At 68.6% G+C, this 25,961-nt stretch carries 27 protein-coding genes; 3 read left to right on the forward strand and 24 right to left on the reverse strand.

Features of this window, described 5'->3' with window-relative positions:
- Nucleotides 1–27: 27 nt before the first annotated feature.
- From AB0I03_RS00245 to AB0I03_RS00255, 3 genes are all read right to left on the reverse strand, one after another.
- On the reverse strand, nucleotides 28–957 hold the full coding sequence (locus AB0I03_RS00245) for an RIO1 family regulatory kinase/ATPase (protein ID WP_360403918.1): 930 nt from the start codon (nucleotides 955–957) through the stop codon (nucleotides 28–30).
- Nucleotides 958–1,178: 221 nt separating this feature from the next.
- The gene (locus AB0I03_RS00250; RefSeq protein ID WP_360403921.1) at nucleotides 1,179–1,964 is read right to left on the reverse strand and encodes an ABC-2 family transporter protein; all 786 of its coding nucleotides are present in this window, start codon (nucleotides 1,962–1,964) and stop codon (nucleotides 1,179–1,181) included.
- 1 nt (nucleotide 1,965) lies between these two features.
- A complete protein-coding gene (locus AB0I03_RS00255) occupies nucleotides 1,966–2,784 on the reverse strand; it encodes an ABC-2 family transporter protein (RefSeq protein WP_360403924.1) in 819 nt (272 codons plus the stop codon).
- Between the two features lie 174 nt (nucleotides 2,785–2,958).
- Here AB0I03_RS00255 and AB0I03_RS00260 point away from each other — a divergent pair, with 174 nt between their 5' ends.
- Both AB0I03_RS00260 and AB0I03_RS00265 read left to right on the forward strand, forming a co-directional pair.
- Nucleotides 2,959–3,258, forward strand: coding sequence for a type II toxin-antitoxin system prevent-host-death family antitoxin (locus AB0I03_RS00260; protein WP_360403927.1), 300 nt, complete (start codon nucleotides 2,959–2,961; stop codon nucleotides 3,256–3,258).
- Nucleotides 3,255–3,647 carry a type II toxin-antitoxin system VapC family toxin gene (locus tag AB0I03_RS00265; RefSeq protein WP_360403930.1) on the forward strand — a complete coding sequence of 131 codons (393 nt, stop codon included), beginning with the start codon at nucleotides 3,255–3,257 and terminating at the stop codon, nucleotides 3,645–3,647. Before AB0I03_RS00260 ends, AB0I03_RS00265 begins: the two co-directional genes overlap by 4 nt.
- Nucleotides 3,648–3,666: 19 nt before the next feature.
- On the opposite strand, the gene AB0I03_RS00270 is transcribed toward AB0I03_RS00265, so the two are convergent.
- The 18 genes from AB0I03_RS00270 to AB0I03_RS00355 all read right to left on the reverse strand — a co-directional run bounded on the left by AB0I03_RS00270 (nucleotide 3,667) and on the right by AB0I03_RS00355 (nucleotide 19,609).
- Nucleotides 3,667–4,467 carry an ABC-2 family transporter protein gene (locus AB0I03_RS00270; RefSeq protein WP_360403933.1) on the reverse strand — a complete coding sequence of 267 codons (801 nt, stop codon included), beginning with the start codon at nucleotides 4,465–4,467 and terminating at the stop codon, nucleotides 3,667–3,669.
- Nucleotides 4,457–5,245: an ABC-2 family transporter protein gene (locus tag AB0I03_RS00275; protein WP_360403936.1), complete on the reverse strand. Its 789-nt coding sequence runs from the start codon at nucleotides 5,243–5,245 to the stop codon at nucleotides 4,457–4,459. Before AB0I03_RS00275 ends, AB0I03_RS00270 begins: the two co-directional genes overlap by 11 nt.
- A 1-nt stretch (nucleotide 5,246) precedes the next feature.
- Complete coding sequence (locus AB0I03_RS00280) at nucleotides 5,247–6,068, reverse strand: ABC-2 family transporter protein (protein WP_360403939.1); 822 nt, start codon at nucleotides 6,066–6,068, stop codon at nucleotides 5,247–5,249.
- Complete coding sequence (locus AB0I03_RS00285; protein WP_360403942.1) at nucleotides 6,061–6,858, reverse strand: ABC-2 family transporter protein; 798 nt, start codon at nucleotides 6,856–6,858, stop codon at nucleotides 6,061–6,063. Before AB0I03_RS00285 ends, AB0I03_RS00280 begins: the two co-directional genes overlap by 8 nt.
- A gap of 55 nt (nucleotides 6,859–6,913) precedes the next feature.
- The gene (locus AB0I03_RS00290; RefSeq protein WP_360403945.1) at nucleotides 6,914–7,912 is read right to left on the reverse strand and encodes an ATP-binding cassette domain-containing protein; all 999 of its coding nucleotides are present in this window, start codon (nucleotides 7,910–7,912) and stop codon (nucleotides 6,914–6,916) included.
- A gap of 51 nt (nucleotides 7,913–7,963) precedes the next feature.
- Nucleotides 7,964–8,917 (reverse strand): MFS transporter permease, encoded by a 954-nt coding sequence (locus tag AB0I03_RS00295; RefSeq protein ID WP_360403948.1) that lies wholly within the window; start codon nucleotides 8,915–8,917, stop codon nucleotides 7,964–7,966.
- Entirely contained in the window at nucleotides 8,914–9,375 is a 462-nt protein-coding gene (locus AB0I03_RS00300) for a hypothetical protein (protein ID WP_360403951.1), read from the reverse strand. The genes AB0I03_RS00295 and AB0I03_RS00300 overlap by 4 nt, the downstream gene beginning before the upstream one ends.
- A 43-nt stretch (nucleotides 9,376–9,418) precedes the next feature.
- Nucleotides 9,419–10,336: an MFS transporter permease gene (locus AB0I03_RS00305; protein WP_360403954.1), complete on the reverse strand. Its 918-nt coding sequence runs from the start codon at nucleotides 10,334–10,336 to the stop codon at nucleotides 9,419–9,421.
- Nucleotides 10,333–10,794 (reverse strand): hypothetical protein, encoded by a 462-nt coding sequence (locus AB0I03_RS00310; protein WP_360403957.1) that lies wholly within the window; start codon nucleotides 10,792–10,794, stop codon nucleotides 10,333–10,335. The genes AB0I03_RS00305 and AB0I03_RS00310 overlap by 4 nt, the downstream gene beginning before the upstream one ends.
- A 45-nt stretch (nucleotides 10,795–10,839) precedes the next feature.
- Complete coding sequence (locus AB0I03_RS00315) at nucleotides 10,840–11,229, reverse strand: DUF393 domain-containing protein (protein ID WP_360403960.1); 390 nt, start codon at nucleotides 11,227–11,229, stop codon at nucleotides 10,840–10,842.
- Between the two features lie 12 nt (nucleotides 11,230–11,241).
- Nucleotides 11,242–12,075 (reverse strand): shikimate dehydrogenase, encoded by an 834-nt coding sequence (locus AB0I03_RS00320; protein WP_360403963.1) that lies wholly within the window; start codon nucleotides 12,073–12,075, stop codon nucleotides 11,242–11,244.
- Nucleotides 12,075–13,379: an endolytic transglycosylase MltG gene (locus AB0I03_RS00325; RefSeq protein ID WP_360403966.1), complete on the reverse strand. Its 1,305-nt coding sequence runs from the start codon at nucleotides 13,377–13,379 to the stop codon at nucleotides 12,075–12,077. The genes AB0I03_RS00320 and AB0I03_RS00325 overlap by 1 nt, the downstream gene beginning before the upstream one ends.
- Nucleotides 13,355–13,834: a Holliday junction resolvase RuvX gene (gene ruvX / locus AB0I03_RS00330; protein WP_360403969.1), complete on the reverse strand. Its 480-nt coding sequence runs from the start codon at nucleotides 13,832–13,834 to the stop codon at nucleotides 13,355–13,357. Before ruvX ends, AB0I03_RS00325 begins: the two co-directional genes overlap by 25 nt.
- Nucleotides 13,835–16,516, reverse strand: a complete 2,682-nt coding sequence (gene alaS / locus AB0I03_RS00335; protein WP_360403972.1) for an alanine--tRNA ligase — start codon at nucleotides 16,514–16,516, stop codon at nucleotides 13,835–13,837.
- 29 nt (nucleotides 16,517–16,545) lie between these two features.
- Nucleotides 16,546–16,836, reverse strand: coding sequence for a hypothetical protein (locus tag AB0I03_RS00340; RefSeq protein WP_360403975.1), 291 nt, complete (start codon nucleotides 16,834–16,836; stop codon nucleotides 16,546–16,548).
- A gap of 37 nt (nucleotides 16,837–16,873) precedes the next feature.
- Nucleotides 16,874–17,365 (reverse strand): DUF948 domain-containing protein, encoded by a 492-nt coding sequence (locus AB0I03_RS00345; protein WP_360403978.1) that lies wholly within the window; start codon nucleotides 17,363–17,365, stop codon nucleotides 16,874–16,876.
- Between the two features lie 284 nt (nucleotides 17,366–17,649).
- Nucleotides 17,650–18,201: a hypothetical protein gene (locus AB0I03_RS00350; protein ID WP_360403981.1), complete on the reverse strand. Its 552-nt coding sequence runs from the start codon at nucleotides 18,199–18,201 to the stop codon at nucleotides 17,650–17,652.
- Nucleotides 18,191–19,609 carry a replication-associated recombination protein A gene (locus tag AB0I03_RS00355; protein WP_360403984.1) on the reverse strand — a complete coding sequence of 473 codons (1,419 nt, stop codon included), beginning with the start codon at nucleotides 19,607–19,609 and terminating at the stop codon, nucleotides 18,191–18,193. Before AB0I03_RS00355 ends, AB0I03_RS00350 begins: the two co-directional genes overlap by 11 nt.
- A 163-nt stretch (nucleotides 19,610–19,772) precedes the next feature.
- Here AB0I03_RS00355 and AB0I03_RS00360 point away from each other — a divergent pair, with 163 nt between their 5' ends.
- The gene (locus AB0I03_RS00360) at nucleotides 19,773–21,518 is read left to right on the forward strand and encodes a carbon starvation protein A (RefSeq protein ID WP_360403987.1); all 1,746 of its coding nucleotides are present in this window, start codon (nucleotides 19,773–19,775) and stop codon (nucleotides 21,516–21,518) included.
- Between the two features lie 51 nt (nucleotides 21,519–21,569).
- On the opposite strand, the gene AB0I03_RS00365 is transcribed toward AB0I03_RS00360, so the two are convergent.
- The 3 genes from AB0I03_RS00365 to AB0I03_RS00375 all read right to left on the reverse strand — a co-directional run bounded on the left by AB0I03_RS00365 (nucleotide 21,570) and on the right by AB0I03_RS00375 (nucleotide 25,803).
- The gene (locus AB0I03_RS00365; protein WP_360403990.1) at nucleotides 21,570–22,424 is read right to left on the reverse strand and encodes a hypothetical protein; all 855 of its coding nucleotides are present in this window, start codon (nucleotides 22,422–22,424) and stop codon (nucleotides 21,570–21,572) included.
- 190 nt (nucleotides 22,425–22,614) lie between these two features.
- Nucleotides 22,615–23,505, reverse strand: a complete 891-nt coding sequence (locus AB0I03_RS00370) for a hypothetical protein (protein WP_360403993.1) — start codon at nucleotides 23,503–23,505, stop codon at nucleotides 22,615–22,617.
- A gap of 96 nt (nucleotides 23,506–23,601) precedes the next feature.
- Nucleotides 23,602–25,803 carry an immunoglobulin-like domain-containing protein gene (locus AB0I03_RS00375; RefSeq protein ID WP_360403996.1) on the reverse strand — a complete coding sequence of 734 codons (2,202 nt, stop codon included), beginning with the start codon at nucleotides 25,801–25,803 and terminating at the stop codon, nucleotides 23,602–23,604.
- Nucleotides 25,804–25,961: the final 158 nt, after the last annotated feature.

Genomic DNA, 25,961 nt, shown 5'->3' on the forward strand with positions numbered 1-25,961 from the left:
TATGACCCGCCCCCGACACACTGGTGACTACGGCATGGCCGCCAAGGCCTTCAGCTCCGCTTGGAGGTCCTCGACCTCGTCGCGGCCGATGCCGCGCGCGGTGAACCACGAGCCGAGGTTCTCCACGTCACGCTCCAGGAAGCCCATCCCGAGCGGGTTCGCGTAGATGTCCACGACCTGCGGGAGGTCGAGGACGACGAGGCGGCCGTCGTGGACCACGGTGTTGTACGGCGAGAGGTCGCCGTGCGCGAAACCGAGTTCGGTCATGCGCCGCAGCGACTCGCAGGCCTGCTCCCACAGGCTGTCGAGCTCGTCCGCGTCGGGTCTGGTCTCGGCGAGCCGCGGCGCGGCGGTGCGGCCGTCGCCGATGAACTCCATGACCACTTCGCGGCCGAGGACCTGGACCGGGTACGGGACCGCGACCCCGGCGTTGTGGAGGCGCTTGAGCGCGTCGAACTCCGCGGCGGCCCAGCGTCCCGCGGCCTGCTCGAGGCCGAACGTGGTGCGCTTGGCCATGGCGCGGACGTCGCGCGAGCGCTTCGCGCCGCGTCCGGCCATGTAGTCGCCGGCCCGGTTGAACTGGGTGTGCTCGGCGCTGCGGTAGCGCTTCGACGCGAGGATCACGGCCCGGTCGGTGCCCGGGACGGCGCGTTCGATGAGGAAGACATCGGCTTCCTTACCGGTCTTGAGGACGCCGAGTTCGTAGTCGACGGCCCCGTGGTCGGTGATGACCCACGCCGGCCGGGGTTCCGGGCCGCGCTGCAGCGGCTCGGAGTCCCACCAGATCGACCACCGGTCGCCCGTGGGCGGGCCGTCGTCCTGCGGCATGTCGTCGTCGAAGTCGGTGCGCATCTCCTCGAACCGGGCCTGGTCCTCGTCTGAGAAGACCCGCATGTTCTTGGACTTGCGGCTTTTGATGGATTGGAAGGATTCGGAGAAGTCAGACTTGCGTGCCAAGGTGGCGAGCTCCTGGAGGAAGGTCCGTCGCTCGCTGCGGAATCAGCGCGAGCCGACGGGAGGTGAACTGAGTTTCAAGGCATGAACGCGGACAACGACAGCCATCAGTAACACCTCCAATCCTCAAGAGCCCCAAGGCGACACGCCTCGGGCAACAGCGAGAAGCCTAGCGGAACCCTCGCGAGCCGCGCAACTGGTTTTTCAGCGTGTGCCGCGCCACATCAGTGGCCGGCGGACTCGTACCGCTTCATGCCCGCTCTCGCCACGAGGGCGCAGACGCCGACCAGGGCCAGGGCGATCGCGGGCGGGAACGCGAGCCACCACTGCGGGAGCCGGCCGGTGAGGATCCCGACCGGGATGAAGTTGACGAAGGCGAGGGGCACGGCCCAGGTGAGGAGGGCGCGGACCGCCCGCGGGTAGATGGTCAGGGGGAAGCGCGTGGCGGTCTCCTGGGTCTGGGCGGTCAGCCAGGCGAAGATCGGGCTCGGGCCCTTGATCCAGAAGTTCAGGCAGTTCATCGTCGTGATGATCGTCAGCTGCACGGTGACGGCGCAGAGGAGGAGCAGGGCCGCCGCGGGGATCAGCGACGGCGCGATGCCCGCGCCGCTCCAGCCGATGGCGATCATCGTCGCGCCCGTGGTCAGGTTCGCCGCCGACTGCATGCCGATGGCGCTGGCGCCGATCTGCATCATCACCGGGGCGGGGCGGACGACCGCGTAGTCGAGGCCGCCGTCGACGATCTTCCGGCCCACGGTCCAGATGCCGTCCCAGCCGACCTCGGTCACCGCATCGGTGAGGACCATGAAGCCGATGAGCAGGAGCATCTCCGGGAAGCCCCAGCCGTCGAGGGTGGTGATCTGCGCGAAGATCACCGCGATGAAGGCGATCTGGGCGGCCTGCTGGATCAGCGCGACCGAGACCATCGTCCAGAAGTCGGCCGGGTACTCGGTGATCGAGCGGAACTGCGCGGCGATCAAGCGGACGTAGACGGCGGCGTTGTGGCGCATGTCAGCCTCCATGGATGGTGACGGCCCGGACCGCGCGGCTCCACAGCCATCGCCCGAGGAACCAGAGGGCGACCACCCACGCGAGCTGGGCCGCGATGAGCCCGAGCGCGCCGAGGGCGTCGACCCGGCCGAGGTAGATCTGGGACGGGGTGGTCGTGAAGTGGACGAACGGCAGGCACCAGGCGAGGACCTGCATCGGTTCGGGCATGATCGCCAAGGGCACCATGGCCCCCGAGAAGAACGCGACGACGGTCTGCCGGGCCCACATGACGCCCTGGTAGCTGCGGGTCCAGAAGCACAGCATGGTCGAGAGGTAGACGACGCTGAACGCGATGGGCGCGATCAGCGCGATGCTGACGAGCGTGAGCAGCCCCGCGGCGAACGAGGCCGGCGGCAGCGGCGTGAAGAAGATCAGCGCGATGGTGAGCCCGACCGCCATGGTCGGGAGCGACCCGGCGAGGCCGCCGTAGAACTCGGCGGCGCGGGCCCGCTGGAAGTCGACGGGCTTGAGCAGGTCGATCGCGACGCTGCCGTCGAGGATGCGCTGCGCGGTATCGGAGCCGCTGAAGATGAAGGTGCCCGTGACGAAGCCGATCACGTAGTACGTGCGCATGGCGTCCCAGTCGTAGCCGGCGACCGAGCCCTGCTCGGCGAGGATGGTCCCCCACAAGGTGAGCGACACGAGGAGTTCGCCGCCGCCGAGCACGACGCTGAAGACCCAGTTCAAGCGGTAGGCGAGGCGCCGTTTCAGCGCGACGACGGCCAGCGCGAGGTCGACGGAGAACGCGCCTGGGCGCGCTCGGACGGGGATGGCAGTCAAGGGCATCAGCATCCAGGGCTCAAGGGGAAGGCGGCAGACCAGCTTGCACCGCAAGGGATTGCCGAGTCAACGCCATTTCCGCTGACCGGAGCGCGACGGCGCCCGGCCGAACAGACACCGGTGTCGCGCTACCACTCCCGGACTTGATACGCAAATAATGATACGGTTACCAATATGGGACTCAAAGAACCTAGCGAGATCGGTGTTCGCGAACTTCGCCAGAACGCCGGCAAGTACCTGGCCTGGGTCAACCAAGGCCACGAGCTGATCGTGACCAACCACGGCAAACCAGCGGCGAAGCTCGTGCCGATCGACGACACGAGCGGTGACAGGATTCAGGCGAAGATTCGTTCCGGGCGCCTCCTCGCACCCGAAGTCGCCGGGGATCCGATGGACATTCCGATCGTCGTTCCAACCTCTCCGGTGCGGTCCAGCCAGGAGATCCTGGATGAGCTCCGAGAGGACCGGGTGTGATCTACCTCGACACCTCGGCCTTGATGAAGCTGGTCGTCGCCGAGGCTGAATCTCAGGCACTCGTGGACTGGTTGAAGGCACATCCAGGACACGATTGGGCGACCAGCGATCTGACTCGAGTGGAGCTGCTCCGCGGTGTGATGCGGCAGGAGCCAACGGCGTTGCTGCAGGCACAGCAACGACTCTCGCGCATGATCCGCATCCCTCTCTCGGAGAGCATCCTTGAGTTCGCCGCAACCTGTCAGCCTCCGTCGCTTCGATCGCTTGACGCGATACATCTCGCGTCGGTGCTCCGTGAGCGCGAGGACATCGAGTGGATGATCGTCTACGACAAGCGACTCCTCGAAGTAGCGAGCCTCAACGGCATCAAGGTCGCCTCGCCTTCCTGACCATTGCAAAGTGTTCGGATCAGTGCCCGGCGGAGTCGTAGGCTTTCAGGCCCGCCCGGAAGACGAGGACGGCGAGGAGGACGGTGGCCGCCGCCGCGATCGGCGGGGCGATGAGCCACCAGGGGTCGGTCTTGCCGGTGAGGATCTGGACCGGGATGAAGCTGGCGAACGCGAGCGGCAGGCCGAAGGTGAGGGCGATGCGGACCGCGATCGGGAAGATCGTGAGCGGGAACCGCATGGACTCGTTCTGGATCTCGGTGAGCAGGAACGCGACGACCGGGGACCGGCCCTGCATCCAGAAGTTCGCCGCGTTCGCGATCGTCAGCAGCGCCGCCTGGATCACTATGCCGCAGAACAGCAGGAACACTCCGACAGGGACGGCCGCGAGGCCGACGCCCGAGCCGATCCAGCCGTAGACGAGCATCCCCAGGCCGAGCGACACCTCGCCGAAGACCTGCATCCCGACATGCTTGGAGCCCACCTGGATCAGCACCGGCGCGGGCCGGGTGATGCGGTAGTCCAGGTCGCCTTGGACGATCATCGCGCCGGTGTCCCAGATGCCGTCCCACAGCAGCGCGGTCGAGCCGAAGGAGACCGACACGAACCCGGCCAGGAGCAGCATCTCGTGGTAGTCCCAGCCTTGGATGGCGTTCACGTTCCGGAACAGGATCGACAGGAACGAGAAGCTGAGGATCTGCCAGAAGCACCCGGCGATCGCCATGACCCAGAAGTCCGCCGGGTACTCCGCGATCGTGCGGAGGTACGCGCCGATCGAGCGGCGGTAGACGCCGCCCGCGTGTACTGCGTCCTTAACCGCCATGGATGGTCACCTTCTTGACGAGCCGCCCCCAGATGAGGCGGGAGAGGAGCAGCAGGCCGACCGACCAGGCGGCCTCGACCACGATGAGGCCGAGGGCCGCACCGGTGTCGACGCGGCCGAGGTAGATGGACGCGGGTGTGGTTGTGAAGTGCACGAACGGCAGCCACCACGCGATCGTCTGGAGCCAGAGCGGCATGAGCGCGATCGGGATCATCAGCCCCGAGAAGAACGCCAGGATGCAGTCCCGCGCCCACTGGATGCCGAGGTACCGCTGGGTCAGGAAGCAGGCCATGACAGCGAGGTAGTTGATGCCGAACGCCAGCGGGAAGATGAACAGCAGGCTGAGCACGGTGAGGACCGCGGCGAGCGGCGATGCCGGGGCCGCGGGCTGGAAGGCCAGCGCCGCCGCGGCCGTGCCGAGGACCGCCGCCGGGACCGAGGCCGCCATGCCGCCGATGTATTCGGCGGCCCGCGCCCGCTGGAAGTCGACGGGCTTGGTCAGGTCGATGGCGACCATCCCGTCGAGGATCCGGTTCGCCATCTCCCAGTCCGAGCCCGCCCACGCGAGCGTCGAAGTGAGGAAGCCGATGATCAGGTACGCCTTCATCGCGTCCCAGTCGTAGCCGCCCAGCTCGCCGTCGCCGATGAGATGGCTCCACACGGCCAGGCCGGCCAGGAGCGAGAAGCCGCCGAAGAGGACGGAGAACAGCCAGGTGCCCTTGTAGGCGATCTTGCGCTTGAACGCGATCGTCGCGAACGCCAGGTCGATGCTCGCCATGTCAGTGCCCCGCCGAGTCGTAGGCGCGCAGGCCGAGCCGGTACATGCCGGCGGCCAGCGCGACCGCTGCGACCGCGGCGAGCGGCACGCCGACCAGCCACCAGACGTTCATGTGGCCGGTGAAGACCGCGACGGGGACGACGTTGATGAACGCGACCGGCACGATGAACAGCGAGATGATCCTGACCGCCACGGGGAACACGCCGAGCGGCAGCTTCATCGCGCCGCCCTGGAGCTGGATCAGGAGGAACGCGAAGATCGACATCGGGCTCTTGATCCAGAAGTTCAGCGCGCAGAGTGCGGTCACGAGCGCCGTCTGGGTGAGGGCCGCGCAGACGATCGCCAGGGCGCCGACCGGGATCCACGCCAGGCCGACTCCCGCGCCGATCCAGCCGTAGACGAGCATTGCGAGACCGAGTGCCAGTTCGCCGAACGACTGGAGTCCGATGTGGGACGACCCGACCTGGAGGATCACCGGGGCGGGCCGGGTGATCCGGTAGTCGATGTCGCCCTTGATGACCATGCTGCCGGTGTTCCAGGCGCCGTCGAAGCACAGCGCGTTCGCGCCGCCGGCGATGCTCAGGAGGCCCGAGAGCATGAGCATCTCGTGGAAGTCCCAGCCTTCGATGCTCGGGATGTTGGCGAACAGCACGGCGAGGAACGCGAACTGGAGGACGTTCCACACCGCCCCTGCCGTGGCCATGATCCACAGGTCGGCCGGGTATTCCATGACGGAGCGGACGTGCGCCGCCAGCGCGCGCAGGTAGACGCCGGAGGCGTGCCGGATCGGCACGGACCGTTTGATGGGCAGGGCGTCAGCCACCGTGGACCGTCACTTTCTTTACCGCGAACCGGAAGACGAGCCGGCCCGCGTACCAGAGGCCGACGACCCAGGCGGCCTCGGCGGCGAGGAGTCCGAGCGCGCCCGCGGTGTCGACCCGGCCCAGGTAGATCGCGGCCGGGGTGGTCGTGAAGTGCGGGAACGGCAGGGCCCAGGCCGCGGCCTGCAGCCAGCCGGGCATGAACGCGAGCGGGATCATGAGTCCGGAGAAGAAGCTGAGCAGGGCTTCGCGCAGCCACATGATCCCGAGGTACCGCTTGGTCCAGAAGCACACCAGGACCGAGAGGTAGGTGATGCCGAAGGCCAGCGGGAACAGGAGCACGAAGCTGAGGGCGGTGAGCAGGCCCGCCGTCGGCGTGGCCGGTCCGGGCGGGTCGAACAGGATCCAGGCGCCGAGGACGCCGAGCGCGGCGGTCGGGGCGGTGGAGATCATCGAGCCGACGTACTCGGCGGCGCGGGCCCGCTGGAAGTCGACGGGCTTGGTCATGTCGACCGCGATGTGGCCGTCGAGGATGCGGTCGGCGATCTGGAAGTCGGCGGCGCCGAAGACCATGGTGGCGGCGACGAAGCCGATGATGGTGTACGCGCGCATCGAGGCCCAGTCGTAGCCGTTCAGCGAACCGGCGCCGAGCAGGTTCTGCCACATGGCCATCGAGATGAGCATCGAGCCGCCGCCGAGCGCCAGGCCGAAGATCCAGCCGGACTTGTAGGCGAGCCGCCGCTTGAACGCGATGACCACGAGCGCGCGGTCGACCGCGAAGGCGTGGGTCATCTTCGTCTGCTCCGGTTCGGTGCGTTGCGCGGTCGGGTGGGGCGGGGAGTCCGGGTCATTTGGTGAGTTCCCCGGCGTACAGGCGGCGGATGACGTCCTCGATGCTCGGCTCCGAGAGCGAGAGGTCCCGCGGGGAGAGCTGGGCGGTGAGCGAGCCGAGGACCTCGGCGGTGGTGAAGCGGTTCGACTCGTACGTCACGGTGACCTCGGACGGCGCTTCGCCGGCGGTCCACTCGTAGTCGGGGAACTTCTCGGCCAGCGCCGGCACGTCCGCGGTGCCTTCGAGGTAGAGGTTCACGGCCTTGGTGGTGATGTAGTGCGCCTTGAGCCGCTCGATCGAGCCGTCGTAAGCGATGGCGCCCTTGTCGATCACGACGATCCGCTCGCAGACCTCTTCGATGTCGGCCAGGTCGTGGCTGGTGAGCAGCAGCGTGGTGCCGTCGTTGACGAGTTCGCGCAGGAACGCGCGGAGGCGGTCCTTCACGGAGATGTCGAGGCCGATGGTCGGCTCGTCGAGGTAGACCATCTTGGGGTCGTGGATGAGCGCGCACGCCAGGTCGGCGCGCATGCGCTGGCCCAGGGAGAGGGTGCGCGCGAGCGCGGGCATGAACTCGTTCAGGTCGAGCAGCTCGTCGAACCTGGCGATGCGACGCTTGTAGTCGGCGTCGGAGACGCCGTACATGTGCTTGAGGAGCTTAAGGGACTCCTCCACGGGCAGGTCCCACCACAGCTGGGTGCGCTGGCCGAAGAGGACGCCGATGTCGTGGGCGTTGGCGATGCGCTCGGTGTGCGGGTCGCGGCCCATCACCCGAACGGTGCCCTCGGAGGGGCGCAGGATGCCGGTGAGGAGCTTGACCGTGGTGGACTTGCCCGCGCCGTTGGGTCCGACGTAGGCCACCGATTCGCCCGCGTCGATCGAGAGGTCGATGCCGTCGACCGCGGTGTAGTTCTTGTACTTGCGCTGCATCAGGTGCCGCATGGCGCCCTTGAACCCCGAGTCCTTGTCGGGCCTGCGGAAGGTCTTGGTGAGGGCTTGGGCTTCGAGAATCGGCATGCCCCCACCGTATGGAGGTTCGGTGGGAGCGGGCCACTCGTTTTCCGCGGGTCAGGACGCGGGCTCGGCCTCCGGAACCGGGTCGCCGGAGCGTGTCTGCGCTGGTACGGCCTTGCGGGCCTTGAGTTTCCGGCGGATCCGGCCGGGCAGCCCCGGCGCATTGCGAATCAGCTCACGCGGGTTGATGCGCTCCAGCGGGAGGAAGCAGGCCATCGCGACCATGTGGGGCAGGAAGCTGATCTCGACGGCGAGGAACACCGTGAGATGGAAGAGGTAGAAGAACGCGACGATGCCGTACTTGAGCCGTTTGGCGGCCACGAACAAGACGATGGGACTGAGCAGTTCGAAGCCGACCATCCCCCATTGGGAGAGGCGCAGCATCCACGGGTAGTCGAGGAGCCAGGTCGAGAACTCGGTGCCGCGGCGGATGATCGCCCAGGTCATGGTCGCGGAGTTGACCCATTCCCAGCCGCCGTAGCGGATCTTGGCCCAGGCCGCGAAGAAGTAGGTGCAGACCACGCCGATCTGGACGAGGTTGAAGCCCCAGCCGACGTGCTCGGAGAGGTGCTTGCGGTCGCCCCAGCGGGCCTTCGGCATGGTGGGCAGGAGGAACAGCAGGATGAGGAAGCCGAACTTGCCGTGGTCGACCTTCCCGTAGGACATCGCGATGATCATCCACTCGAAGTAGGCGACCGCGCAGATCCAGCCGAACAGGCGCGGGGCCTTGTTGAACATCATGGGGATCGAGGCCGCGAGGAGCACGACGAGGGTCCCGACGACGAGCCAGTAGCTCGGGACGGGGAAGACCGGGAGGACGCGGGCGATGAACAGCGGCTGGTAGAGCTCGCCGGGGACGTGGCGGTGGCCGAGGATCCACGGCATGTACCACCACCAGTCGACCCAGATGAACGCCCCGGCGAGGAAGCGCATCGCGGCGACGCGGCCGAGCGCGACGGGCTGGAAGAACCAGCCGGCGGACTTCTGCGCGAGCGGCAGCGGCGTCATGCATCGGCTCCTTCGCGGGTGTAGGCGGCCTCGACGACCTCGGTGACCTCGCCGGTCTGGTGGCCGTCCTCGAGCCGGTAGCGGCGTTCGATGATCTCGACGGTGACGATCTCGGGCTTGTCGGGGTTGGTGTTCTCGTACGCCTGGGCGATGTACTCCAGGAGGGCGGGGTTCTCGATGAACCGGCTCTTCTGGCCTTCCAGTTCGGCGCGGCGGAAGCCGGTGGCGGCCTCGGTGAGCTTGAACCGCTCGCCTTCTTCGTTGACGGCCTCGACGCGGGTCGATCCGGCCCAGCCGTCGAGCTCCATGGAGGAGGAGTACATCTTGAAGGGCGCGAAGGGGAAGAAGTCGTCGCCGCCCCAGAAGGTGGTGGCGGTGACGAGGGCGACCACGACCAGGGAGATCGTGACTCGCACGGCGCGCCCGCGGGGCCGGACCGTCGCGTACTGGGTATCCACGGCAAGAGTATGGCACGGGTGTGCCACGGTGGACCCGCCCGAGTCAGCCGGTCGCGGTGAGTTCCGGGTCGGTACCGCCGCGTTCGTGCTGGTCGGGACTGCCTTTGCGGCCCTTGAGCTTCGCGCGGGCGCGGCGGGCGAGGTCCTTCGGGTCGACGCGTTCGAGCGGCAGGAAGCAGGCCATCGCGAACAGGTGCGGGAGGAAGCTGATCGTGAGTGCGGCGAAGATCGCCACGTGGAAGGCGTAGAAGAACGCGATGATCGCGTACTGGATCCGCTTCCAGGGGTAGACGAAGAGCACCAGCGGGGTGAGCAGCTCGAACGCGACCATGCCCCACTGGGCGGCGGTGAGGAGCTGCGGGAAGTCCAGCATCCAGTCCGAGAAGACCGTGCCGCGGCGGATGATCGCCCAGGTGAAGACCCCGGAGTCGGCCCAGTCGAAGCCGCCGTAGCGGAACTTGGACCAGGTCGAGAGGAAGTACGTGCACACCACGGCGATCTGCACCAGGTTGAAGCCCCAGCCGACGCGTTCGGAGACGTGCTCGCGATCGCCCCAGCGGGCTGCGGGCATCATGCAGAGCACGAGCAGGAGCACCATGAAGCCGAAGCTCGCGTGGTCCACTTTTCCGTACGAGTTGTAGATGAGCATCCACTCGAAGTACGCGATGAAGAGGATCCACCCGAACAGGCGCGGGCGGTACCCGAACATGACCGGCAGCGCGGCCGCGAGGCACACCGCGAGCGTGCCGGTGACGATCCAGTAGTTCGGGGCCGGGATCGGCAGGACGCGGCCGATGAGCAGCGGCTGGTAGAGGTCCTCGGGCAGGAAGCGGTGCTGGATGATGAACGGCTTGTACGCCCACCATTCGATCCAGACGAAGAGCCCCGCGAGGAAGCGCATCGCGGCGACCCGGCCGAGGGCCACGGGCGTGAAGAAGAAGCCGTTCACGTACCGGGTCATGGCGAGTCCTCGGTCCAGGCGGCGGCGACCTCGACGGTCTCGGCGCCGGTGCGTTCGCCGTCCTTGAGCTCGTAGCGGACGACCACGACTTCGGCGGCCACGATCTCGGGGCTGTCGGGGTGGGCGTCCTCGTAGGCCTCGGCGATGAGCGCGAGGAGTCCGGGGTCCTCGCGGAAGCGGTCCAGCTGGCCTTCGAGTTCGGCGCGGCGGAACCCGGTGTCGTTGTCGCCGATGGGGAAGCTGCGGCCCGTGGCGTCGGTGAGGATCAGGCCGGTGCTGTTGGCCCAGCCGTCGGGGTCGTGCGCGTGCGAGTACATCTTGAACGGCGCGAACGGGAAGAAGTCATCGGTGCCCCACAGCGAGGTCGCCATGAGGGCGAGGGTCATGGCGAAGGTGGCCGCGATGCGCACGAGCTTCCCTCGGCGCGTCAACGGTGGCTCGGCGGCTGCTTTCGGCACCGAGCGAGTATGTCATATCCGGATAATTCCACCCGAGACGGAACGTCACAGGCCGGCGAGGCGGTCCCGTTCGGCCTGCGGCAGCGAGCACGCGGCGGTGCCGCCCGGAAGCTTGTGGCGGTTGCGGGACACGAGCCGGTACACCGGCCAGGCGAGCCACGACACGGGCTTGAGCGAGAGGACCCCGCCGATCGGCTTCCAGTACCACTGGGCGCGGCGCAGCAGCACCGCGATCGCGTCCGGCCCGGCCTGCTTGAAGTCCGGCTCGATCCAGATCACCGCCGCTTCGGCCTCGTCCTGGGTCACGCCGAGCGTGTCGAGGTCGGCCCACTGCCAGGGCGTGACCTTCGCGGTGGTGCGGACGTGCTTCTCCAGGAACTGCGCGGACTGGGTGCAGAACGCGCAGTCGCCGTCGTAGAGGAAGGTGTGGTCCATGCCGGTCTCGATTCAGCGGTCGGGGCGGTTCGTGACTGCCCTCGACGGTACCGCCCCGTAGAGCGCCGCGCGCATCGCCGTGACCGGGGCCTCGTCGAGGCCGGTGAACTGCGTCCACTGCCGCACCGCCTGCGCGAGCAGCAGCGCGAGCCCGTCGAGGACCTGCACCCCTTGGCGTTCGGCCTCGGCGGCCAGCGGCGTCGGCCACGGGTCGTAGAGGATGTCGAACAGGACGGCGCCGGGCTTCCACTTGAGGCGCAGCTCGTCCGTGACGCCCTTCGGGACCGTCGCGATCACGAGGTCGGCGTCGCCTGCGCGCACCGCCTCCTCCCAGCTGCGGGCCTCGAGCCGGAGGCCGAGCGCCGAAGCGACCGGCTCGAGCTCGGCGATCGCCTCGCGACGGCGGGCGTAGACCTGCACGGCGCCCGCGCCGATCGACTGCGCCGCGGCCAGCGCGGCGCGGGCCGAACCGCCCGCGCCGAGCACGGCGACCTCGTCCGCCTCGCGCAGTCCGACCTCCGCCAGCGCGTCCACGATCCCGGGCGCGTCGGTGTTGTCGGCGACGCGCCGCCCGCCGCGCAGGACGAGCGTGTTGGCCGCCCCGATCGCCGCGGCCACGGGCGTCGCCTCATCGGCGACGCTGAGGGCGATCTCCTTGAGCGGCATGGTGAGCGAGAGCCCGGCCCAGGTGTCGTCGAGCGAGTCGACGAAGCGGGCGAGCGCGGGCTCGTCGCACTCGTGGCGTGTGTACGTCCAGTCCGCGAGTCCGGCGGCGACGTACCCGGCGTTGTGGATGACCGGCGAGAGCGAGTGCTCGATGGGCTTCCCGAGGACGGCGGCGCGCACTACTGGATCCCGTTGTCCTCGGCGAGCGGGATGCCCACCTCGTTGTGCTCCTGGAGGGTCTCCGAGAAGTAGGCGGAGCCGTCGGGGTAGGCGGTCACGAAGAACAGGTAGTCGTTCGGCTCGGGACTCACCGCGGATTCCAGCGCGGCCGCGCCGGGGTTGGAAATGGCGCTCGGGAGGTAGCCGGCGTGCTCCGGTGCACTGGGCGACCAGGGGTTGTCGGGGTCGCGCATGACGTCGTACCAGGCGATCTCCTCGCCGGAGGTGATCGCCTCCTCCCCGTTGAGCAGGCGGCCGTAGTTCCAGATGGCCTCGGACTCGAAGCAGTTGCAGTTGGTCTGCTCGTGCGAGTACGGGTTGATGTACATCTTGTTGTACATGACCTGGGCGATCTTCGGGTCGTCGCTGGCGATGCCGGACTCGGACTGGACGATCGAGGCGACCTGGAGCGCCATCCAGGGCTGGATCTTGAACTCGCCGTTGGTCGGCGGGTAGAAGGTCTGGTTCTCGTTGGCGCTCGGGTCGTAGTCGGGGTCGGGGTCCTGGATGCCGGCGAGCTTGTCGAGGAAGCCGATCTCCTCGATGGTCTCGTTGAAGCGCTTGACCATCTCGGTCAGCATCTGCTCGGCGGTCATGGTCTCGTCGAACTCGTAGGCGGAGGGGAAGAGGAAGCCCTCCACGGACTTGACCTGCCGGTCGGAGAACCCCTCGAACCAGATCGGGTCGACGCCGAGCGCCTCCGGGTCCTGCGCGGCGGCCTCGAATTCCTCGACCGGGACGCCGGTGTACCCGGAGAGGATCTCGTAGATCTCGAACGAGCGCTTCCCTTCGGGGACCACGACATGGTCGAGCGTCAGGTTCGCGGGGTCGGTCATGAACTCCAGCGCGGCGGCGGCGGACATCTCCTCCTCCATCGCGTAGGAGCCCGCCTGGATGGACTGCCCTGCGTTGTTCGCGTCCTCGGACGCGTTGAGGAACGCCTTCGCGGAGGCGACCACCCCTTGGGCTTCGAGTTCATCGGCGATGTCGGAGACGAACCAGCCCTCTTCGACGGTGATGACCACCTGGTTGCCGTTGCCGTCGCCGACGTAGTCCTCGGCGACGAAGAAGTCCTTGATGATGTTGTTGTACGCCCACCAGCCGCCGACGCCGACGACGGCGAACAAGGCCACGACCAGGGTCATGGCGATCAGGGACTTGCCGGAGTCCTTGCGGCGGTGGCTCCGGGGAGCGTCCGCCCGCTCGTCCTCGGTCCTAAAATCGCCGAGCATCCTGTTCTCTACCTCCGCCGCTGGTCCAACCATTGCTGGAGGATCTCCACCGCCGCCGCCTGGTCGACGATGGAGCGCTTCCGTCTGCCGCGCACGCCGCCTTCATTGAGTCTGCGTGTCGCGACGGCGGTGGTCATGCGCTCATCGGTCAGGGTCACCGGAACGGGTGAGACGTGGTCGGCGAATCGCTCCACCCAGGCTCGGGTGTGGGCGGCTGCCGGCCCCTCCTCACCCGAAAGAGTAACGGGTAGGCCAACGACGATTTCGACAACCTCGTATTCGCGGGCCGTTTCGGCGATTTCCCGGATATCGCTCGGAATGTCCTCACCAGCGGTTTTGAGGTCGCGACGAACCGTCGCGACTGGAGTGGCGATGAGTCCGTCCGGATCGCACACGGCGACGCCGATGCGCGCTTTGCCCAGATCGACGCCGAGACGGCGGCCCCGCGTCCAAGCGCTGGACGCGGGGCCGTTCGCTGTGTCGCTCATCTAGGAGTTGATCGCGCCGGTGACGGCCGCGAGCAGCTGCGCGGCCTGGTCGGCGGGGACCCCGCCGCCCTGGGCGACCTCGTCGTTGCCGCCGCCCTTGCCGGACAGCGCGGCCTTCACGAGCGCCTGCGCCGAGACGTGCTGCGCCTGCGCGGCCTTGTTGGCCGCGACGACGATGCTGGCCTTGCCGCCGGCGGTCGCGACGACCGCGGCGACACCGGGCTGGTCCTCGGGCAGGTGCCCGCGGATCTGCATGGCGAGGTTGCGGACGTCGCCGCCCTTGGTGCCCTCGGGCGCCTGCACGGCCGCGACCTTGACGGCCCCGACCTGCTTCGCGTTCGCGGCGAACTCCGCGGCACGGCCGGAGACGGCCTTCGCCTGGAGGTTCGCCAGCTCGCGCTCGGCGTCCTTGGTGCGCTGCAGGATCGCGCGCACCCGCTCGAGCACGTCGCCGCGCTGGGCGCCGATCTCTTCGGCGATCTGCGTGACGAGGTCCCGTTCGCGGGCCAGGTACTTGTACGCCTCCATGCCGGTGGCGGCCTCGACGCGGCGCTGGCCGGAGCCGACCGAGGACTCGGCCGTCAGGACGAGCGGGCCGATCTGGGCCGAGCGCTCCACGTGCGTGCCACCGCAGAGCTCGCGCGACCAGGGGCCGCCGATCTCGACGACGCGCACGGTCTCGTCGTAGGTCTCGCCGAACAGCGCGACCGCGCCGAAGTCCTTGGCCTCCGGGAGCGTCATGTACTGCACGGCGACCGGCAGGTCGTCGCGGACGGCGCGGTTGGAGACCTCTTCGATCTCGCTCCTCGTCTCGTCCGAGAGCTTGGAGCGCCACGAGAAGTCCAGGCGCAGGTAGCCGGGGCGGTTGAACGAACCGGACTGGAGCGCGGTCGGGCCGAGCACCTCGCGCAGGGCCGCGTGGACCACATGCGTGCCCGAGTGCGCCTGGCGCGCGCCGAGGCGCCACTCCGGGTCGACCGCGGCCTCGACCTTGTCGTCCAGGACGAGTTCGCCTTCGAGGACGCGGACCTTGTGGACCACGAGCTTCTTGACCGGGCGCTGCACGTCGAGGACCTCGGCGAACAGGCTCGGGCCGACGAGCTTGCCGGCGTCGGCGTGCTGGCCGCCGGACTCGGCGTAGAACGGGGTCCGGTCGAGCACGACCTCGACGATGTCCCCGGCCTTGGCGAGCGGGACCGACTGGCCGTCCTTGAGGACGCCGATCACGCGCGACTCGGTCTCGAGGGTCTCGTAGGCCTTCCAGTCGGTGGGGCCCTGCTCCTGGAGGAGCTGCCAGTACGCGGACAGGTCCGCGTGGCCGGTCTTGCGGGCCGCCGCGTCCGCCTTCGCGCGCTGCCGCTGCTCGGTCATGAGCTTGCGGAAGCCCTCCTGGTCGACCGAGAGCCCCTGCTCCTCGGCCATCTCCAGGGTCAGGTCGATCGGGAAGCCGTACGTGTCGTGCAGCTCGAACGCCTTGGAGCCCGAGAGCGTCCTGCCGCCTTCGGACTTGGTCTCGGTCACGGCGGTGTCGAGGATCGTCGTGCCGTGCTTGAGGGTCTTGAGGAAGGCCTCCTCCTCGCCGTACGCGTAGGAGGAGATCCGCTCGAAGTCGGTCTTGAGCTCGGGGTACGCGGTGGACATGCGCTCCATGGCGACCGGCAGCAGCTCGGGCATCGCCGGCTTGTCGTAGCCGAGGAGGCGCACGGCGCGGATCGCGCGGCGCATGAGGCGGCGCAGCACGTAGCCGCGGCCCTCGTTGGAGGGCACGACGCCGTCGCCGATGAGCATCAGCGAGGAGCGCACGTGGTCGCCGATGACCCGGAAGCGGATGTCGTCCGGGTGGGACTCGGAGGCGGTGTGCGAGGTCGAGACGCCGTAGCGCTTGCCCGTCAGCTCCGAGGCCTTGTCGATGATCGGCCGGACCTGGTCGGTCTCGTACATGTTGTCGACGCCCTGGAGGAGCGCGGCCATGCGCTCCATGCCCATGCCGGTGTCGATGTTCTTCTTCGGCAGGTCGCCGGTGACCTCGTAGCCCTCCTTGGCGGGGCCGCCGCCGCGGATGTTCTGCATGAACACGAGGTTCCAGAACTCGAGGTAGCGGTCCTCGTCGACCTCCGGGCCGCCCTCGGGCCCGTAGTCGGGGCCGCGGTCGTAGTACAGCTCGGAGCAGGGGCCGCACGGGCCGGGGATGCCCATCGACCACATGTTGTCGGCCTGGCCGCGGCGCACGATGCGGTCGAACGGCAGCCCGATCTGCTTGTGCCAGATGTCGATCGCCTCGTCGTCGTCGAGGTAGACCGTGGCCCAGATCCTGTCGCCGTCGAGGCCGAGGCCGCCGGACTCGACCGAGCCGGTGGTGAGGTCCCAGGCGTAGCGGATCGCCTGCTCCTTGAAGTAGTCCCCGAAGGAGAAGTTGCCGTTCATCTGGAAGAACGTGCCGTGGCGGGAGGTCTTGCCGACCTCGTCGATGTCGGGCGTGCGGATGCACTTCTGCACCGACGTGGCGCGGTTCCAGTCCGGGGTCGCCTGGCCCAGGAAGTAGGGCACGAACGGGACCATGCCGGCGGGCACGAACAGCAGGTTCGGGTCCTCGAAGGCGGGCAGCGGTGCGCTGGGGACCACCGTATGGCCGTTGGACTCGAAGAACTTCAGAAACCGGCGTTGGATTTCAGCGGTCTCCATGGGGCACCTCCTTCAAGGGCTCGCAACTGCTAGAACAACCGGCCGCGGGCCGCGTCGTCCGTTTCTTCTTCTTCGCTGAGGAGCGGCGTGATGTCCTCGCCGCGCTCGATCGCGTCGAACAGCTCGGCCTCTTTGGCCTGCTTGGCCTCAGAGACGTCCGCCCAGAACGCTTTGAACGATGCCCTCATTTCAGCACCGGCGTCCCCCACCCGCTCGGCGACCCCGCCGGGAGTGACCGACTCCGCCGCCTTCGTGATCTTGCGGACCGCGACCACACCGACCGCGATGCCGATGCCTACCCAGATCATCCGTTTCAACACGGCTACTCCTCAACCTGATTTACCGCGAACGGGCTGTCTACTCGCCGGCCTTCTGGCGGGCCTTCGCGGCCCGCTTCGCCTGGCGCTTGCTCTGGCGGGAGGCCTCGACCATGCGGCGCACCTGCTGCTCGTCGACGTCCTGGTTGCGCTTCTTCACGGCCGTGCGGAGGCCGAACCCGAACGCGGCGGCCTTGACCAGCGGCGATCCGACGGCCGAGACGACCAGGCTCGTGATGTTGGCGACGTTCGAGGAGATGTGCGCGGCGTTCCCGGTGATCGTGCCGACCTTCTCCAGCTCGCCCTCGACCTGCGCGAGGGAGGCGTTGACGTTGTCGAGGCTCGTGTTCACGTTCCGCAGGATCGGCCCGATCTCGTGGTCGACCTTGTCGAGCGTCTTGTTGACGCGGTTGAGGGTGGCGGTGGCCTTGTTGATGAGGCGGAAGGCGAGCATCACGCACAGGAGGAAGAACCCGAGCCCCGCGAGCAGGACCCCCAGTTCCCAGACGCTCCCGGTCCATCCTGCTGCCACGGTCTCCTCAGGCACGGTCTCCCCCTGTCGCCATCCGGTGGGCCCCACCGGCATTGCTGTGTGGTTGCGTGGTCCTCTCGGACCTGAACGCGCCAGCCGCGCGGTGCCTTCGGCCAGGCCGGGCTCTCGCGCAAAGAGCGGCGCGGTGTCGACCTTACCTTGCGGTACCGGACATCCAGCGCAACGGGGCGGTCAGTCCACACTCCAGTCAACGGCCGCGCAGCACGCGCAGGACAGCCCGCGTGCCGTCACTCGGGAGCCTCAGCGGCCCTGGCGAGCCGTCATCACGCCGAGCGCTCCTCGGCGAGGCGCGGCAGGGCCGCCTGGGCCGCGACCACGGCTGTGACCTCGGATTCGACGCACAGCTCGTACCGGTCCCCGCAGTCGACCGGGACGACCCACAACTCCAGGTACAGCTCGTCGCGCACGTAGCAGCCCTCCTCGCCGAGGCCGCCCACGCACAGCTCCGGGTCGGCCGGGATCCAGCCCGCGTTGAGGATCGCCTGCCAGTACTCGTTCGCCGTGTCGTCCACTGTGCCTTCGGAAGTCCAGGTGCGGATGCGGACCCGGCACTCCCCCAGGCACCAGCGGCTCCCGTAGGTCTCGTCGTGCACGTTGACCGCCGCCCACCCGGGCACCGTCAACTCGTCGGCGGCCCGGCGCGTCGGATCCACGGTGAACGCCCGGCCCAGCCACAGCACGGCCGCGACCAGGAGCACCGCGAGGACCGCGATCGCCGCCACGGTCATGCGCAGCCGCTCGATGCGCGCACCCGACTGCTCCAGGTCCGCCGCGAGGCGGCTGGACGCGCGCCCGGGGCGGCGGTCAGTCGCCATCGGACGGCCTGCGCACGATCCGGCGCAGCTTCTCGAGCCGCTCGCCGATCTCGGCCTCGCGGCCGTGGCGGGTCGGCCGGTAGTAGTCGCGCCCGGCGACCACGTCGGGCGCGTACCGCTGCGGGACCACGCCGCGCGGATCGGAGTGCGGGTAGACGTAGGCCTTGCCGTGGCCGAGGTCGCCGGCGCCCTTGTAGTGGGCGTCGCGCAGGTCGGGCGGGACGGGGCCGATCTTCCCTTGGCGCACATCGCGCATCGCCTCGTCGATCGCGGTGATGACCGCGTTCGACTTCGGGGCGGTGGCGAGGTGCGCGACCGCCTGGGCGAGGTTGATGCGCGCCTCGGGCAGGCCGATCCGCTCGACCGCGGTCGCCGCGGCGGTGGCCGTCAGCAGCGCGGTCGGGTCGGCCATCCCGATGTCCTCTGACGCGAAGATGACCAGGCGGCGGGCGATGAAGCGCGGGTCCTCCCCCGCGACGACCATCCGCGCGAGGTAGTGCATCGCGGCGTCGACGTCGGAACCGCGAAGGCTCTTGATGAAGGCGCTGGCGACGTCGTAGTGGCCGTCGCCGTCGCGGTCGTAGCGGACCGCGGCGGTGTCGATGGCGGCCTCGACGATCGCGACGGTTATCTCGGGCGGGTGCTCATCCTCGGCGGCACTCGCGGAGCCGTGCATCGGCACCGTGGAGAGCGCGGCGGCCTCCAAGGCGGTCAAGGCTTTCCGCGCGTCGCCTGCGGCCGTGCGCACGAGGTGGTCGCGGGCCTCCTTCTCCAGGGCGACCGCGCCGTTGAGGCCGCGTTCGTCCTCCACCGCCCGGTCGACGAGCTCGCCGATGTCGGTGGCGTCGAGTTCCCGGAGGGTGAGGAGCACGCAGCGGCTCACGAGCGGTGCGACCACGGAGAAGTAGGGGTTCTCGGTGGTGGCGGCCAGGAGCGTGATGGTGCGGTCCTCCACCGCGCCGAGCAGGGAGTCCTGCTGGGTCTTGGTGAAGCGGTGCACCTCGTCGATGAAGAGGATGGTCTGGGGGCCGCCGGTGCGGCGGATGCGGCGGGCCTCGTCGATCGCGGCCCGCACGTCCTTCACCCCGGAGTTCAGGGCGGACATCGCGCGGAACCGCCGGTCGCCGGACTGGGCGACGAGGTGCGCGATAGTGGTCTTGCCGGAGCCGGGCGGGCCCCACAGGATCACCGACAGCGGCTGGCGGCCCTCCACGACCTGGCGCAGCGGCGAACCGGCGCCGAGGAGGTGGTCCTGGCCCACGAGCTCGTCGAGCGTCCGTGGTCGCATCCGCACCGCCAGCGGCTCGTCCCCGGTGGCCGAACCGGTGCCCAGAATGCCGCTGCCTCCTGCGGCAGCGCCCTGCGGCCCGGCCGGACCGGGGGCGTCGAACAAACCTGGAGCGTCCATATCCCCATCAGCGTAAGCCATCTGCATGAGCACTCCGCAGATCAGCACCTGAACCGGGAGATTCGTCGCCGAACCCCCAGAAGACATTGACAGGCATGATTCTTCCCCCCTACCGTGGAGGCACCGGTGTTGCCCACATCACAAACCACATTGGGAGGCAAAGATGCCCGCAATGGTCCTGGCGATGGCGGTCCTCGCGCTCTTCGCGTGCGGATTCCTCTTCTACGCCCGATACCTCTCGCAGAAGGTCTACCGGCTCGACCCCGAGTACGTGACCCCCGCCCACCGCTACAACGACGGGGTCGACTTCGTCCCCACCAACAAGCACGTCCTCTTCGGACACCACTTCACCTCGGTGGCCGGAGCGGCCCCGATCGTCGGCCCGGCCATCGCCGTCTACTGGGGGTGGCTGCCCGCGCTCATCTGGATCGTCGTCGGCACCATCGTCGCCGCCGGCGTCCACGACATGGGCGCCCTCGTGCTCTCCGTGCGCCACAAGGCCAAAGGCATCGGCACGATCACCAGGGACGTGATCGGCCGCCGCGCCGGCATCCTGTTCCTCGTCATCATCTTCTTCCTCCTCACCCTCGTGAACGCCGTGTTCGCCGTGGTCATCGGCAACCTCCTGGTCGCCTACCCCGGAGCGGTGATCCCGATCTTCGGCGAGATCCCCATCGCGATCGCCATCGGCTACTACGTCCACAAGAAGCGCGGCGCGGCCCTCGTGCCCAGCCTCCTCGGCGTCGCGGCCCTGTACGTGCTCATCTGGATCGGCGATGCCGTCCCGGTCGACATCACGCCGCTCGCCGAAGGGCTCGGGGTCGACAACGCGCGCAACGTGTGGATCGTGATCCTCTTCGTCTACTGCTTCATCGCCGCCCGCATCCCGGTGTGGATGCTGCTCCAGCCGCGGGACTACATCAACTCGCACCAGCTGTTCGTGGCGCTCGCCCTGGTGCTCCTCGGCGTCGGCGTCGGTTGGAACAAGGTCGTCGCGCCCGCGCTCAACACCGTGCCCGAGGACAGCCCGAGCATGTGGCCGTTCCTGTTCATCACCGTGGCGTGCGGCGCGATCTCGGGGTTCCACTGCCTCGTTTCGTCCGGCACCTCCTCGAAGCAGCTCGACAAGGAGACCGACGCCAAGTACGTCGGCTACGGCGGCGCCCTCGGCGAAGGCACCCTCGCCCTGTGCTCGGTCCTGGCGGTCACCGCGGGCGTCGCCGCGACGCAGGCGGACTGGAAGGCGCTCTACCCGGACTTCGCGACCGCCTCTGGCGGAGCGACCGCCAACTTCGTGAACGGCATCGCCGTGTTCGCCAACAACCTCGGCATCCCGCTCGACGTGGCCGCGATCTTCGCCGCGGTCGTGGTCATCTCGTTCGCCGCCACCACCATGGACACCGGCGTCCGCCTCCAGCGGTACGTGGTGCAGGAGATCGCCGAGATGGCCGGCTGGCGGAAGGTCGCGAACCACCTCACGCTCGCCACGGCCGTCGCCGTCGCCATCCCGCTGGCCTTGGCGCTCATGCCCGGCGGCGAGGACGCCGGTTACGCCTTCGGCGTCCTGTGGCAGCTCTTCGGCACCACCAACCAGCTGCTCGCGGGCCTCGCGCTCGCCGTGATCGCGGTGTGGGTGACCAAGCGGCGCGCCAACCCGATCGCGATCCTCGTGCCGCTGGTGTTCCTGGTCGGCATGACGACCTGGGCGCTCATCGAGAACCTGGGCCGCTTCGTCGAGCAGGGCGAGTGGGTGCTCGCGCCGCTCGACGCGATCATCTTCGTACTGGCGCTCTGGATGATCGTCGAGGCCGCCCGCGGCCTCGCCGCCGCCTGGAACGACCGGCAGGGACCGCCCCGCACGGCCCCGTCGGAAGACGAGGAGCCCGCCGCGGAACCGGCCGCCGAATAGGCGAGAGGGCCGCCGCGCCGAACGCCGGCGCGGCGGCCCTCCCTGCGCGCATCAGGCGCCGAGGATCGCGGCCTCGTACTCCTCATGGGTGTGCAGGTTGGCCGAGTCGGGGGCCTTGATGTCGTAGTCGACGCCGGTCTCGGTGAGCTCGCTGACGAACGTGTAGGCCATGCCGCCGGACTCGGGCACCTCCATCGACATCCGCTTGAACACGCCGTTCTCGTCGAGTTCGATGATCACCGCGCCGTCCACCGGCACGGCCTCCTCGTCGGCGCCCGCGCCGACCAGCTCCTGCATGGCCGCCGAATCAGCGGGCAGGACGGCCGTGTAGACGCCGTCGCCGGTCTCCTTGACGTCGGTGAGCTCGCCGATGATCCCCGCGTTCCCGAAGCCGGCTCCGGCCTCGATGTCGGCGTCGTCCGTCGCGTCCTTCGTGAACCACGCGTCCGCACCGAACTCCTCGGCGATCGCGGCGTCGTCGCTGCCGCTGTACTGCACGTAGACGGTGTCCCCGACGGTGATCATCTCGGTGTGGGAGTCGGTGAAGAAGTCGCCCATGTAGGACGCCTCTTCCTCGGTGAGGCCCATGGCATCGGGAAGGATGCTCCAGTACAGGTCATTGGAGGTTCGGCGCGCGTCGCCGTCCTGTGTCTCGATGAAGACCAGGTAGTCCATCCCGTTGAGGGTCATGGTCGACTCCAGTGTGTAGGAGTCGTCGCCGAGGCCGTCGACCGAGGCGAGCAGGGCCTCTTGCGGTGTGAGGTCCGCGGCGGGGGCTTCCGTAGCGGCACTGTCGCCGGAGTCCTGGTCGCCGGAGCCCGCGTCGTCGCTGCAGGCGGCGAGGACGAGGGCGAGGGCGGCGACGGCTGCGGCACCGGCGGCGCGGTTGAGGGTGTGGACGGACATGTGTGTCCCTTCTGGAGGGTGAGCCGGAGAGTGATGCCATCAGAGAGTCAAAGTGCCACCATGCACTACAAGGTATGACGCACATCCCTTCTCATCGCCGGCATGTATCTGACGGCATCGCGGCGTCCGCCCTGGAACGCGAAAGGGCCGCCGCGCAACAACTGCGCGGCGGCCCTTCTCGTTGCGGGAGTTACATGCCGCCGCCCATGGCTGCGGTGAACTCCGCGAAGTCGTGCAGGTTCGTCGACTCGGGGGCCTTGATGTCGTAGGTCCCGCCGATCTCCACGATCTCGCTGGTCATCTCCATGGCCATGCCCTCGATCTCGGGCATCGTCATGGTCATCGACTTGAGCAGGCCGTCGTCGTCGAGGGTCACGGTCACCTCGGTGCCGTCGACCATCGCGGCCGCGTCGGCGCCGCCCATCGCGGAGCCGGACAGGGCCGACATCGCCTCGGAGTCGCCGCTGAGCGTGCCGGTGTAGACCCCGTCGCCGGTCTCCTTCACATCAGCGAGCTCGGTCAGGATGAGCTCGGTCTGCTGCGCGAGGTCCATGCCGCCGTACTGGGCGTAGGCCTGGGCCATCGCGTCGTCCGAGGTGAGGTCCATGGTGAACCAGGCGTCCTCGCCGTAGCTCTCGGCCATGGCGTCGAACATGCCGCCGGTGAACTGCATGTACATGACCTTGTCGACGACGACGGTCTCGGTGTGCATGTCGTCGAGCATGCCGCCCATCATCGCCTCCTCCTCGGCGGTCATGGTCTCGCCGGAGGCCTCCATCATGGCGCTCATGAAGATGTCGGCGGTGGCCTGCGAGTTCTCGCCCTCGTAGGAGCCGGTCATGGCCATGAACTCGATGCCGTCGACGGTCATCGTGGCGTCCATCTTGTACGAGGAGGAGTTGAGGTTCTCGACGGAGGCGAGGATCGCGTCCTGGGGGCTGAGCGCGGCGACCGCGCCCTCGTCGGGGGCGTCGGAGCCCTCGGAGGCGGGCTTCTCGTCGGCGCCGCAGGCGGACAGGCCGAGGGCGAGGGCGGGCACGGCGAGCGCGCCGAGCAGACGGGTGGCGGTACGGGAAGACATGGGTGCTCCTGAATTTCGGGGAGATCGAGTTCCGATGCCGAGCATAGGGGACGGCCTCCACACCCAAGGTGCGGAGGCCGCCTCGCTATCGGTTCGCTACCAGGCGTTTTGCAGCCGCTCGTACTCGGCGGCAGTGATCGGCAGCACGGTGCCGTGGCGGGGACTCGACGGCAGGTCGTACTCCGCCACCGGGGTCCACTCGCCGGAGGCGAGGTCGGTGGTCTCGAACGGCACGTAGCCGCGCCCGCCGAACTCGTCGATGAACAGGTACCACTTCTCTTCGGTGTTGGACTTGAAGATCAGCGGCCCTTCGCCGGCGCTGATGGCCCCGGACCCGATGCAGTCGGCGAGGAACTGCCATTCGGCGTCGGCCGCAAGGGAGGTGGCGGTCTCGGCGAGGATGAACTTGCCGCACGGGGTCGAGGAGGAGTTCGAGCGCTCGTCCTTGGTGAAGCGGTAGTAGACGCCGTCGGACGCGATCATGGTCGAGTCGATCGTCGAGTACCCCTGGTCGACCCAGACCTGCGCTTCCGAGAAGTTGACGAAGTCGCGGGTCGTCGCGTACATCATCCGGTGGTAGAAGCCCTCGGAGTGGTCCTCGGTGGCGAACAGCGGCGAGGCCCAGTAGACGACGTACGCCTGCTGCTCGGGGTCCCAGTAGGCCTCGGGAGCCCAAGTGGCGCCGGCGTTCTCGGGCGAGACCTCGACGAGGCGGCCCTCGGACCAGTTCACGAGGTCGTCGCTCTCCCACACCATGATCGAGAGGCTGCCGTGGCGCTGGGCCCGGTTCCAGTCGCCGTTGCCGTTGATCTTGAGGTCGGTGGCGATGAGGAAGAACCGGTCGCCTTCGGGCGAGCGGATGAGGAACGGGTCGCGCACGCCCTGCTCGCCTTGGTCGGAGGTGAGGATCGGCTGGGCGTCGTTCAGCTCGGTGAAGCGCAGCGGGTCGTTGCCTTCGCTGAGCGCGCCGTAGACCTGCTCGCCGGTGGGCGTGCCTTCGCCGGTGAAGTAGGTGAAGAAGTAGCCGGTGTGGTCGGCCTCGGCCGGGAGCGGCGGCACCGTCGCGGTGAAGTGCAGCTTCTCCTTCTCGCCGCCGCGCTGGACGGTGGCGGTGAGCTTGACCTTGCGGGTCTTGCCGCCGGGCTCGTCGCGGTTGACGATGCCGTCGGTGTCGACCACATTGGGGTGGTTGGACTTCCAGGTGATCGTGGAGCCGTTGGCGCCCGCGGTGGGCAGGTTGACCGCCGAGCGGACGTCGTCGAGGTTCGGGATCGCAATGGCGGCGGCGTCGAGGGCGACCGCCTCTTCGTCGTCGTATTGGGCGAGCACGGTCGCCGTGAAGTCGCGTTGTTCTTGCACAGTGCCGAGGATAACGGTTGCCGTGAGGGTGACGGTCGCGTCGTCCGCGTCCATGGCCGGGCGGGTGACCGTGCCGTCGGCGGCAATGACCTCGGGTTCGCTTGAGGCCCAGGTGATCTGGGAGCCGTTCGCGCCCCGGTTCGGGAGGTCGAGGTCGGCGGTGACGGCGCTGGTGTCGCCGAGGTCGATCGCGGCGGCGTCCTCGGCGGCCTTCTCGGCGCCGATGCGGGCGGCCTGCTCGCCGATCTCGGCCGGGGCGAGGGCCCCGTCGTAGATCCGGAAGTCCGCGAACCTGCCGTTGAAGTACCGGTCACCGCGGTAGAGGGAGCGGCCGAGGTAGTTGGCGGTGGTCGAGCCGGAGCCGATGTCGCCGGGGGTGATCGTGACGGCCTCGCGGTCCACTTCCTGGCCGTTCAGGTAGAGGACGGCCGTGCCGCCTTCGAGGGTGTAGGCGAGGTGGTTCCAGGTGCCGCGCGCGAGGTTCTGGCCGCTCGAGGCGTTCTGCTCGCAGGTCCAGTGGCACGTGGAGATGGAGGTCCGGTAGCCGTTGCCGGTGGTGAAGAGGTAGCCGTCGCCCCAGTCGCCGCTGGAGTTGCCGAGACCGTAGATGAAGTACGGGCTGGCCTGCGCGGGCTCGATGTAGACCTCGGCGGTGACCGTGATCGCGTCGAGTCCGGCGAGGAGGTCGTCGGGCAGGTCGACGTAGTCGTCCACGCCGTCGAGCGCCAGGCCGCCGCCCGAACCGTCGTCGAGCCAGGTTCCCCCCACAAGGGTGCCGTCGTGGCCGTTGCCGGAGGCGTCGGCGACTACAGCGCCGCCCGCCTCGTCGAACTGGTACCACAGCAGGGGTCCGTCAGCCGGGGCGGCGACCGCCGCGGCGGCGGGAACCGTCACCGCCGCAATGGCGACGACGGCTCCGATGAATCGTTTAGACGTCACTGTCCAACCTTCTTCACTCAATCGATCACGCAGGCCGGAGGCCGAGTGATCGGTAACCAGCAAGGGGCTGGGGTCAGCTTATTCCAACCATCGACATAAGTGAACATCCGAATGTCACGATTCTCGATCGATTCCGGTGGAGCCGCTTGCCTGGACAT

This window comes from Glycomyces sp. NPDC021274 (genome assembly GCF_040641195.1).
Taxonomy (GTDB): domain Bacteria; phylum Actinomycetota; class Actinomycetes; order Mycobacteriales; family Micromonosporaceae; genus Glycomyces.